Consider the following 10,763-nt stretch of genomic DNA (forward strand, 5'->3'; position numbering starts at 1 on the left):
CTTTCAAGTTCGACGGCGGCGGCAGCCAGTACCGCGCCGGCCTCGTCCCACAGCCCCTGGGCCTGTAACGCCTCAATGGGCGCAAAATCGACAGACCGCAGCAGGCAGTCCGCCGAATGAAAACCGCCGAGGCGGTCCCGCACCATTTCATTGATGCGGCGGTAATACTCAGTGGTGCTTTCCCAGCTCATGCCGCCGAGCAGGCCGATGCGCAACATGGACCCATCATGACAGGGGACACCCGAAGCTATCCACACCACGCAAAAGGCCCACCTTCCCGGTTGGGAAGGTGGGCCGAATGCCAGTTTGCCGGAATCCGCTGGTTAGCGGCCTTCGCGGGTATCGACGTCGTCCGTGTCGATTTGCTCCTTGCGGACTTCCTCGTTGACGGTCTGCTGCTCCGTGATGGTTTCCTTGTCGAGGCGGACCCGCTCTACCGGCACGGCTTCCTTCTCGACCACGGCGCGCTCTTCATGGAGCGTGACCTCGTGTTCTTCCTCGCTGATGGCCGGGCCGGCGTGGGCTTCGCCCCGGTTGGCATCCGTGATCGGCTCGCGCTCGATGCGGACCTCTTCACGCTGCACCGGAACGGTCTGGGTGACGTTCTCCGTGACGACGTACTTGCGCAGCCGTGCACGCCCGGCTTCGCGGCGCTCGGTACCCACGTGGAGCTGCTCCTCGGAGCGAGTCATCGCGTCGTCGGTGGTCGGCCCGGAGGTGTCGTGGCCGACGGTGGCTCGGTCGGACTCATAGTTTCCAGTGGTTTCCATGGTGTCCTCGCCCGCGGCATAGCCATTGGTGGAGATTCCGTAGTAACGGTAGAGCTCCGCCTCTTCCTGCTCGCTCAGGTGGCCATCGGGGGCAACGTTCGGGGCGTCCTTGATCTTGTCCTTGGAGTACCCGACGCGCACGTCATTGCCCTCCAGTGCTGCCCGCTCGAGCGGAGCGAAGGACTCGTTTGAACCGAAGAGCCCGGTGTTGATGGTGACCCAGCTCGGGTTTCCGGTGTGGTCATCGACGTAGATCTGGCCGACGGAACCGATCTTGTCGCCGTCGTTGTCAATGACCTTGCCGCCGGATTCGAGGATCTGGGCGATGTGGTCCTGGGTAATCATGGTGTTCTCCTTTGTCGTGCTGCCTTGGTGGCACCGGGGGAGTTCCGGGTTGGACGCGGGTTCTGTGCGCGTTCACCGGTTGGTGTTCACACACCCTAAGCACAGATGGGGGGAGATAGGAAGCACGCTTACTACTAGCTGGGCTAGTTAAATTCCCGGTCAGCTTCTGAAAGCCCTTGTCCGGTATGGGTTCGCTGCCGCTTGCCGGGCGTCCAAAAATCTTTCAGGTTTACACTGGCTCCCGGCCCCGTTTGAACCGGATAACACCTGAGCGGACAGTTCAGAAGCCAGCCGACTGTGCCGGACCGCGCGGCAGCATGCCGCGAAGTACAGCATCTAGCCGAGCTTGGATGGGCGGCTCCCGCGGTCCTCCGACTTCAGCTCGGACGGCCCGGCGACATGCTCGCTGCCGCGGGCACGCGCGATGCCGCTCATGCCATGGAAGATGACGAGCGTGGCTGCGGTACCGAGGGCGATCCCCTCGAAGCTGAGGTCGCCGACCGTCCAGGTGAAGTTGGCGATACCCACCACCAGGGCCACCCCCGCCGTGGAGAGGTTGATCGGGTTGGAGAAGTCCACCCGGTTCTGTACCCAGATGCGCACGCCGAGAATGCCGATCATCCCGTAGAGAACGACGCCGGCGCCGCCCAGTACTCCTGCCGGCACAGTGGCGATGAGGGCGCCGAACTTCGGGAAGAGGCTCAGGAGCACGGCGATTACCCCGGCCACCCAGTACGCGGCGGTTGAGTACACCCGGGAGGCCGCCATGACTCCGATGTTTTCTGCGTAGGTGGTGGTGCCGGATCCTCCGCCGGACCCGGCAAGGATGGTGGCCAGGCCGTCGGCCATGAGGGCGCGCCCGGTGACGGGATCGAGATCGCGGTTGGTCATGGCGGCGACCGACTTCACGTGGCCGATGTTCTCGGCCACCAGCACCAGCACCACGGGGATGAACAGCCCGACCACGGAGAGGTGGAATTCAGGAGCCATGAAGGGAGGCAGCCCAAACCACGCCGCGTCGTTGACGGCGGTGAAATCCACTTCGCCCCGCAGAACCGCCACGAGGTAGCCGGCGAGGACCCCCACCAGGATGGAAAGCCGGCCGAGGATTCCCCTGAAAAGCACTGTGACCAGCAGGATCGAGACCACCGTTACGAGCGCCGTCAGCGGTGCCTGCTCGAAGCTGGCCTTGGCGGTGGGGGCGAGGTTCAGCCCGATGAGGGCAACGATGGCGCCGGTGACAACGGGCGGCATCAGGACCTGGATCCAGCGGGCGCCGCCCCAGTGCACCACGAGGCCGATCAGCGCCAGGGCTGCGCCGGCCATGACGACGCCGCCGAGTGCCCCGGCCGGACCGTGCTGGTTCTGCGCCGCGGCGATGGGTGCGATGAACGCGAAGCTCGATCCGAGGTAGCTGGGTACCCGGCCGGCCGTGATGATGAGGAAGAGCAGGGTGCCGAGGCCCGAGAAAAGCAGGGTGGTGGACGGCGGGAAGCCGGTCAGCAGCGGCACCAGGAACGTGGCCCCGAACATCGCGACCACGTGCTGGGCGCCGATACCGATGGTCCTGGGCCAGCTGAGCCGCTCATCGGGGGCGACGAACCGGCCGGGACGGACGTTCCGCCCGTCTCCGTGCAGGGTCCAGTTCATTCCGAGTTTGCTCATGGCTGTGCCTTCCGGAGGTGGGGGATCTCCGGAAATCTTACCCTGCACTTTTTGTCGCCTATCTGCTGCTAAAACCCCTCCAGAACAGGAGTTAGGCGACAAAAACTTTCGGAGGGGTTAGGCGATCACACCGTCCACGAGGGCCTTCGCCTCTTCCTGGACGCGCTTGAGGTGGTCCTCGCCGAGGAACGACTCGGCGTAGATCTTGTACACGTCCTCGGTGCCGGACGGGCGGGCCGCGAACCAGGCGTTCTCTGTAGTGACCTTCAGACCGCCGATCGGCGCCCCGTTACCGGGAGCTTCCGTGAGGCGGGCGGTGATGTCCTCGCCCGCCAGCGTGGTGGCGGTGACGTCCGACGGCGACAGCTTGCCCAGTGCCGACTTCTGCTCCCGCGTTGCAGCGGCGTCGATCCTCGCGTAGACCGGAGCACCGAACCGCTGGGTCAGGCCCTCGTAGTGCTGCGACGGAGTGCGGCCTGAAACCGCAGTGATCTCCGAGGCGAGCAGGGCCAGGAGGATGCCGTCCTTGTCGGTACTCCACGCGGATCCGTCATGCCGGAGGAAGGACGCGCCGGCGGATTCCTCTCCACCGAACGCCACCTGACCGGACATCAGCCCGGGAACGAACCATTTGAAGCCCACCGGAACTTCCTCCAGGACCCGGCCGAGGTCCGCTGCCACCCGGTCAATGATCGACGACGATACGAGGGTCTTGCCCACCCGCGCATCCGAGCGCCACTGCGGTCGGTTCCGGTAGAGGTAGTCAATAGCGACGGCGAGATAGTGGTTTGGATTCATCAGCCCGGCATCAGGGGTGACAATCCCGTGTCGGTCCGCGTCGGCGTCGTTCCCGGTGGAGATGTCATAGTCCCCGGCACGGGAGATCAGCGACGCCATCGCGTAAGGGGAGGAGCAGTCCATGCGGATCTTCTCGTCCCAGTCGAGCGTCATGAAGGCCCACTGCGGGTCGACGGCGGGGTTCACCACCGTGAGGTCGAGGTTGTGCCGCTCGCCGATGGCACCCCAGTAATCCACGGCCGCGCCTCCCATTGGGTCAGCACCGATGCGCACGCCGGCGCTGCGGATGGCCTCGATGTTGAGCACGTTGGGGAGGTCCTCGACGTAGTGCTGGAGGAAATCGTAGGTGCTGACGGAGGATGCCTGCTGCGCCTGGGCGGTGGGAATCCGGTTCACGCCGCGGAGGCCGTTCTCCAGGAGTTCATTGGCCCGCGCGGCAATCCAGTTGGTGGCGTCGGAGTCCGCCGGACCACCGTGGGGTGGGTTGTACTTGAAACCGCCGTCAGCAGGCGGGTTGTGGGAGGGCGTGATGACGATGCCGTCCGCCTGGTCAGTCCGCGAGCCGTTGTAGGCGAGGATGGCGTGCGAGAGGGCGGGGGTGGGTGTGTACGCGCCGCGGGCGTCGATGCGGACTGCCACGTTGTTGGCGGCGAGCACTTCCAGCGCGGTGTTCTGCGCGGGTTCGGAGAGGGCGTGGGTGTCCCTGCCCATGAAGAGCGGCCCCGTGATTCCCTGCCCCGCCCGGTACTCGACGATTGCCTGGGTGATGGCGGCGATGTGCCCCTCATTGAAGGAGGATTTCAGCGAGGATCCACGGTGTCCGGAGGTTCCGAAGGCCACGCGCTGCGCAGGATCGGAGAGGTCCGGGGTGGAATCGAAATACGCGTCCAGGAGGGCGCCTACGTCAACGAGGTCGCTGGATTGGGCAACAGTGCCTGCTCGATTAGCCATGGGACCTAGCATGCCATCATGTGGCTCGGCGCAGCAGCAATACGCCGTTCATTTCTCGTCCGGGGATTCACCCAGATGTGACGCTTGACACGTGTCAGGAGAGGAGAGTAGGCTTCCTGACACGTGTTAGAAAGGAATGACGATGAGGTCTACGCACCTTCCAGGACAGCGCAACCCGCTCAGTGCCCGCACAGGCGACCTGTCACGCCGCACGCTTCTGGGGGCACTCGGCATCGGGGCTGTCGGCGCGACCGTGGGCGCCTGGCCGAGGCTCACCGGCGCTGATATCCCGGGCCGCAGCAGCACCGCACTCAATGTGGCCATCCTCGGTACCTCAGCCGACGCAGCAGCACGCCAGGCTCTGGTAGAGGAATTCACGAGCCTGCATCCGGATATCCCGGTCCGCATCCAGGCCATCCAGGGCGCCGACTGGCGCGACTTCTTCTCCAAGATCCTCACCATGGTCGCGGCCGGTAACCCTCCCGACGTCGTCTACGTTGCCACCGAGGGCGCCCAGCTCTTCGCCGAGAAGCTCGCCGAACCCCTCGATCCGTACCTGACCCGCGACGCCGCGGACATCCAGGAATACTTCCAGGACGTCCATCCGAGCCTTATCGAGGCGTTCATGTACCGGGGGAGCCTCTACCAGCTTCCCCTGGACTGGAACGCCGCCAACATGTACCTGAACACCAGTGCGCTGCAGCGCGCGGGGCTTGACCGCCCGGCGGATGACTGGAACCACGATGACTTCACCGCCACCATGCGTGCCATGAAGTCCACCACCGACGGCAGCTTCACCCCCTACTACTGGACCAACCGGCTCTTCGGCGGCGTGGTGCCGTGGCTCTACGCGAATGACACCAGTTTCCTCACCGAGGAGAAGGCTGCCGGTGGTGACTGGTTCTGGGACCGCTTCTACGGGCAGGATCCCACACGCGCCCAGCGCAGCGGCGGCTACCTCTGGGAGGCGCCGAATGCCGAGGACCCGCGCGTCATTGAAACCTTCGACTACCTCCGCGAACTCGTCGCCGAAGGCCTCGGGGTCCGTCCGGAGGGCGGTGGAGGCAACGCCCTGGTGGGCCTCTTCGCGAGCAGCCGCATCGGTGCAACCCCGGCCGGCGGGTACTGGGTGCAGGGGTTGCACGAGGCAGGTATGGGCGCCGACGACTTCGACGTCCAGTTCTTCCCCCGCTGGCGCACCCAGCGCCACCAGTTCGGCGCCGCCGGCTACGCCATCATGCGCACCGCCAGGGACAAGGACGCCGCCTGGGAATGGGTGAAGTTCTGTGCATCCAAACCGGCCATGGAACTCGCCATCCCTTCCCCGAACACCACGCCCACCCGGCGTTCCATGGTGAACCAGTCCCTCTACGCCGCCACCGGGCCCGAGCACTGGAAGGTCTTCTACGACACCCTCGACCGCTTCCCTACTTCCGGTCCCATCCCCGCCCCACCGCAGCAGGCCGCCGTGGAAACCGCGCTCATGAAAAACGTGTCGGTTGCCGTCAGCGGCTCCTCCGCGCAGGTCCGCTCAGCGATGGGGAGCCTGCAGCGTGACCTCGAACTGGCCCTCAGGAGCAAATGATGAGCACTCCAACACTCAAAAACACCACAGGCACGACGACGCCGGCACCCCCCACCCGCTCCTCCGCCGCCGCCCGGCGGAAACGGTCGCTGGCCGAGCGCCTCATTGCGCCGCTGTTCCTCGCCCCCACGGTGATCGGCATGGCGATCTTCACGATCGTGCCCATCCTCGGCTCGATCCTCCTGGCATTCTTCCGCTGGGACATCATTTCCGCACCGGAGTTTGTCGGATTCAGCAATTTCGCCGACATTGTCAGCGACCCCACGGTCCGGGTTTCCTTCCTCAACACCATCGTTTTTGTGGTGGTGGCGGTGACCCTGCAGCTCGGCATTGCGATGGCCCTCGCCGTCGCAATCCAGGGCCGCATGCCCAACTGGCTGCGCGTGTTCTTCCGGTCAGCCTTCTTCTTCCCGCTGATCCTCTCCGCCGCCTCGGTTTCGATCTTCATGGGGTATCTGTTCAACGAACAGTTCGGCGTCGTCAACTGGATGCTCTCGCTGATCGGCATTCCCGCGGTGCCGTGGCTGACCACCTCAGGAGGTGCCGCCGCCGTCGTCGTCCTGGTCTATGTGTGGCAGAACTTCGGGTTTTCCTTCCTGCTCTTCATCGGCGGGCTGGCGTCCATCCCCAAGGAACTGCATGAGGCCTCCGCGCTGGACGGCGCCACGGGCTGGCGGCAGTTCGTCAATGTCACGCTGCCGCTGCTCAGCCCCACCGTGCTGGTCGCCTCGGTCATGGCGATCATCAGCGCGCTGCAGGTCTTCGATCAGCCGTACGTCCTGACCCGCGGCGGGCCGGGCGACAGCACCCGGACCGCCGTGATGGTCATCTTCGAGTCGGCGTTCCAGCAGCTCGAGTTCGGGCGCGCCTCCGCCATCGGGCTCGTGCTCATGATGCTGATCATGGCCATCACCGCCCTTCAGTTCCGGCTCAGCCGCCGATTCGTTTTCTACCAGTGAGGAACTTGAGAATGAGCACCCTTACCGCACCCCGCACGACCCGCAGGCTGCGCCCCGGCATGGCCGCGCGGATCCTGGTCCTCCTGGTGGCCGCGGCGCTGACGCTCGGTCCCGTGATGTGGACCCTGTCGACGTCGCTGAGGACACCCTCGGAATCGTTCAACCTTCCGCCGCAGTTCCTGCCGCTCAACCCCGACTTCACCTCCTACGTCGAGGTATTCCAGCAGGTGAACATGGTGCTCCTCGTGGTCAACAGCGCACTGGTCACGCTGCTGATCGCCGTCGGACAGATGGCGACGGCGGCGCTCGCCGGCTACGCCTTCGCCCGGTTGAGCTTCAAGGGCAAGAACGCGCTGTTCTCGGTGGTCCTGGCCACCATGATGGTCCCGGTGCAGGTCACGATCGTCCCGGTGTTCATGCTCATCCGCGGCATGGGCCTGTCCGATACCCTCCTCGCGCTGATCCTCCCCGCGATCCCCACCGCGTTCGGCACGTTCCTGATGCGTCAGTACTTTTTGGGCCTGCCGAATGACTTCGCGGAGGCCGCAGCGCTGGACGGCGCGTCCCCGTGGCGGACGTTCCGCTCGGTCTACGCGCCGCTGGCCGTGCCCGGGATGGCAATTGTGGGCATCCTCGCCTTCAACTTCCACTGGAACGAGTTCTTCAGGCCGCTGATCCTCACCATCTCGCAGGAGAACTACACCCTCCCGCTGGGCCTGGTCACGCTGCAGGGCAACCTCGGCACCGGCAGCATCTCCGTGGTCCTTGCGGGCGTCATCCTCTCCATGATCCCCGCCCTGGTGGTCTTCATCTTCGGCCAGCGCACCCTCCGCGAAGGCCTGACCGCCGGCGCAAGCAAGTAACCGTCCGTGCCCGCTCCGAAGGAAACCGTGACTTCCCCAGAAACAGCCGCCGTCGTCGTCGACCGCGCCTTCCCCCTCCTGCACCCCCGCCCCAGCCAGGGCTGGCTGAACGATCCGAACGGGATCTGCTTCCGGAACGGGCGCTGGCACGTGTTCTTCCAGCACAACCCCGATTCCGCCCGGCATGACGCCATCACCTGGGGCCACGTCAGTTCTGCCGACCTGCTCCGCTGGGAAGAGGAACCGATCGCGCTGAGACCCCAGCCCGGCGGGCCGGATGCGGCGGGCTGCTGGTCGGGAGTGATGACCGACGACGACGGCGTCCCCACCGCCGTCTACAGCGGAGTGCAGGACCACAGCGGCGCGTCACAGGTCACCCTTGCCCGCGGGTCCGCCGACCTGCGGCAGTGGCGCCAGGAGGGCGAGGTCGCCGCCGGCGTGCCGGCTGATCCGTCCGTCACCGCTGTCCGGGATCCCTTCCTCTTCACCTGGCACGGCATGCGCTACGCCATCCAGGGCGCGGGGCTGGATGACGGACGCGGCGCCCTGCTCCTCTATGACGCCACGGACCTCTCCGCCTGGAAGTACGTCGGGATCTGGCTGACCACCGCCCATCCCGCGGCCGCCGGCGCCCAGGCGAACATCTGGGAATGCCCGCAGCTGGTGGAGGTGGACGGCCGCTGGGTGCTGATCGTGTCCCTGTGGAAGCACCGGGACAGTGCACATCACCTCTCCGGTGTGGCCCACCTGATCGGATCAATGAACGACGACGGCGGCCGCCCGGTCTTCACCCCGGAGGCCTGCGCGGCGACAGACGGCGGCCCCGATTTTTACGCGCCGCAGGCCGTCCAGCTCGATGACCGGGTGATGCTGTGGGGCTGGTCCTGGGAGTCGCGGACGGAGGAGGAGTCCGATGCCGCCGGCTGGGCGGGCATGCTGACCTTCCCCCGCGAACTCGGCGTCGTCAATGACGGGCTGGTGGTAAAGCCCGCGCGGGAACTGGTGGGCTACCGCCGTCGTGCCCTGGATTCCGGTGATGTCACTGAACTGCCGGCCGCCGCCGAAGCGGTAGTCACGCCGCGCGGTGAGGTGAGGGTTTCGCTTGCCCTGGTGTCGCCGTCGGGGTCCCGTGAGGTGTATTCGGCGGAGTCATCACACGGTGTGCGAGTGCTGGTGGATGCGTCGGTCGTCGAGGTCTACCGCGAGGCATCCACGGCAGTGACGCTGCGCGCGTATCCCGGCCCGGACGAGACCTGGGAGCTGACGGTTACCGGCGATGCCGCCGTCGAAGCCTGGGAACTCGGCTTGCCGTAGGGTTCCCGGAGCCGGCTGAGCCGTACCCCCGCTTCGAAGCCGGTTCCCTTTGCTCACGCCGCCGGCGCCGTGGACTGCCGGGTGATGAGCGGGCAGGGCACCAGCACGCGTTCGGTCCGCCGCTCGCCGCCCTCAAGTTCGTCGAGGACCCGGTTGACGGCGATGGCCCCGATCTCCGCGTGGGGGAGTGCGACCGTGGTCAGCGCCGGCACCAGGTTCGCGGCCACGTTCTGCTGATCGTCGTAGCCCACCACCGAAAGCTGCTCCGGCACCCGGATCCCCGCGGACGCCGCGTACAGCAGGATGCCGGTGGCCACGCGGTCATTCGCGGCCAGGACCGCGGTGGGGCGGTCCGGCTCCTGCAGGACAGATTCAGCTGCCCGGTAGCCCTGGTCAATGTCCCATCCGGTCACCACCACCTGCTGGTCGCGGAAGGACCGGCCGGCGTTCTCCATTGCCGTGCGGTAGCCCTGTTCACGGAGCAGTGCGGCATTTTCATCGTCGCCGCCGAGAAGTGCGATCCGGCGGTGGCCGAGTTCCAGGAGCAGCTCGGTGGCGCGTCGGCTCCCGGTGACCTCGTCCGGGACCACGGCGGCGAGCCTGTCCTGCGGGTCGAAGCAGTTTGCCAGAGCTGCCGGCTGCGCCCGGAAGGGGTCGGTGGGGCTGTAGGGTTTGAGGCTGCCCGTGGCGTAGATCAACCCGTCCACCCTGCGGTGCTGGAGTGCGTCGATGGCCAGTTCATCGCGTCCCGGGATGTGCTCGGTGTCCACCACCAGGATCATGTACCCGCGGGCAAGCGCCGCGTTGGTGGCACCGCTGACAAGCCGTCCCGCGAAGGGGCTTGTCACGATTTCATCCGTGACGATACCCAGCGTCGCAGTCCGCTGATTGCGCAGGCTCACGGCCACCGGGTTGGGGAGGTAGTTGAGTTCCCTGGCGGCCGCGCGGATCCGTTCCTGGGCCTCCCTGGAAACGTTGCCCTTGATGTTGCCGTTGAGGACCATGGACACCGCACTGCGCGAGACGCCGGCGACCTTCGCAACATCGAGTGCTGTTGCCTTGCGGGCTGTCATGGATCTCCCTCGGTGGACTCTCCGGCCAGTTTACCTAATACGTGTCAGTGAGGGCCCTCGCCCTTCATTCATCACCGGTTTCCGGATCGAGCGGGCACATATGACGCCTGCGCTCCACCGAAGGGGTTATAAGCGCCCGCTCGATTGCGGTTGGCGGGACATATCAAGTCCGCCTTGTGGATAAAGGAATCCACCGGGGTTTCGACGGCATCATGAAACGGGTGGACTCTGCATACATGTCTCTTCCCAGTCGGTTCTCATTCACGGTCGAGGAGGCTCTCGCGCGGGGTTCGTCCTACAACCGCCTTCGCCGCTCCGACCTGGCCATCCCGAGTCGGGGTGTCCGCCTGGTGAAGGGTTCCGGAGTCACGTTGCTGGACCGGGTTGCGCCACTTACCAGACTCGGCTGTCCTGACGCCGCGAGCCATGCGACCGCGGCT

General features: G+C 66.0%; 8 protein-coding genes and 2 pseudogenes. 5 read left to right on the plus strand and 5 right to left on the minus strand.

Features of this window, described 5'->3' with window-relative positions:
- The 4 genes and pseudogenes from X803_RS18230 to pgm all read right to left on the minus strand — a co-directional run.
- Positions 1 to 218 (minus strand): annotated as a pseudogene (locus tag X803_RS18230) (aspartate/glutamate racemase family protein); the annotation flags it as partial.
- 105 nt (positions 219 to 323) lie between these two features.
- Complete coding sequence (locus tag X803_RS0106415) at positions 324 to 1,115, minus strand: DUF2382 domain-containing protein (protein WP_026544501.1); 792 nt, start codon at positions 1,113 to 1,115, stop codon at positions 324 to 326.
- 336 nt (positions 1,116 to 1,451) lie between these two features.
- On the minus strand, positions 1,452 to 2,780 hold the full coding sequence (locus X803_RS0106420; RefSeq protein ID WP_026544502.1) for a uracil-xanthine permease family protein: 1,329 nt from the start codon (positions 2,778 to 2,780) through the stop codon (positions 1,452 to 1,454).
- Between the two features lie 117 nt (positions 2,781 to 2,897).
- Positions 2,898 to 4,529: a phosphoglucomutase (alpha-D-glucose-1,6-bisphosphate-dependent) gene (pgm, locus tag X803_RS0106425; protein ID WP_026544503.1), complete on the minus strand. Its 1,632-nt coding sequence runs from the start codon at positions 4,527 to 4,529 to the stop codon at positions 2,898 to 2,900.
- Positions 4,530 to 4,671: 142 nt separating this feature from the next.
- On the opposite strand from pgm, the gene X803_RS0106430 reads away from it, so the two are divergent.
- From X803_RS0106430 to X803_RS0106445, 4 genes are read left to right on the plus strand one after another with little or no spacing between them, the layout of a single operon-like run.
- Complete coding sequence (locus tag X803_RS0106430; protein ID WP_051470528.1) at positions 4,672 to 6,114, plus strand: extracellular solute-binding protein; 1,443 nt, start codon at positions 4,672 to 4,674, stop codon at positions 6,112 to 6,114.
- Entirely contained in the window at positions 6,114 to 7,073 is a 960-nt protein-coding gene (locus X803_RS0106435) for a carbohydrate ABC transporter permease (protein WP_026544505.1), read from the plus strand. The genes X803_RS0106430 and X803_RS0106435 overlap by 1 nt, the downstream gene beginning before the upstream one ends.
- 11 nt (positions 7,074 to 7,084) lie before the next feature.
- Positions 7,085 to 7,936 (plus strand): carbohydrate ABC transporter permease, encoded by an 852-nt coding sequence (locus X803_RS0106440; protein WP_026544506.1) that lies wholly within the window; start codon positions 7,085 to 7,087, stop codon positions 7,934 to 7,936.
- A gap of 27 nt (positions 7,937 to 7,963) precedes the next feature.
- A complete protein-coding gene (locus tag X803_RS0106445) occupies positions 7,964 to 9,250 on the plus strand; it encodes a glycoside hydrolase family 32 protein (protein ID WP_026544507.1) in 1,287 nt (428 codons plus the stop codon).
- A gap of 53 nt (positions 9,251 to 9,303) precedes the next feature.
- On the opposite strand, the gene X803_RS0106450 is transcribed toward X803_RS0106445, so the two are convergent.
- Positions 9,304 to 10,323: a LacI family DNA-binding transcriptional regulator gene (locus tag X803_RS0106450; RefSeq protein ID WP_026544508.1), complete on the minus strand. Its 1,020-nt coding sequence runs from the start codon at positions 10,321 to 10,323 to the stop codon at positions 9,304 to 9,306.
- A gap of 236 nt (positions 10,324 to 10,559) precedes the next feature.
- Between X803_RS0106450 and X803_RS22515 the strand changes: the two are divergent.
- A pseudogene (locus tag X803_RS22515) lies at positions 10,560 to 10,763 on the plus strand (hypothetical protein); the annotation flags it as partial.

Origin of the sequence: Arthrobacter sp. 35/47, assembly GCF_000520475.1 — a bacterium.
Lineage (GTDB): Bacteria > Actinomycetota > Actinomycetes > Actinomycetales > Micrococcaceae > Arthrobacter_D > Arthrobacter_D subterraneus.

Bases quoted from the DNA above. Each gene is read 5' to 3' on its own strand.
- X803_RS0106415 (WP_026544501.1), bottom strand. From the start codon at position 1,115: ATGATTACCCAGGACCACATCGCCCAGATCCTCGAATCCGGCGGCAAG.
- X803_RS0106420 (WP_026544502.1), bottom strand. From the start codon at position 2,780: ATGAGCAAACTCGGAATGAACTGGACCCTGCACGGAGACGGGCGGAAC.
- pgm (WP_026544503.1), bottom strand. From the start codon at position 4,529: ATGGCTAATCGAGCAGGCACTGTTGCCCAATCCAGCGACCTCGTTGAC.
- X803_RS0106430 (WP_051470528.1), top strand. From the start codon at position 4,672: ATGAGGTCTACGCACCTTCCAGGACAGCGCAACCCGCTCAGTGCCCGC.
- X803_RS0106435 (WP_026544505.1), top strand. From the start codon at position 6,114: ATGAGCACTCCAACACTCAAAAACACCACAGGCACGACGACGCCGGCA.
- X803_RS0106440 (WP_026544506.1), top strand. From the start codon at position 7,085: ATGAGCACCCTTACCGCACCCCGCACGACCCGCAGGCTGCGCCCCGGC.
- X803_RS0106450 (WP_026544508.1), bottom strand. From the start codon at position 10,323: ATGACAGCCCGCAAGGCAACAGCACTCGATGTTGCGAAGGTCGCCGGC.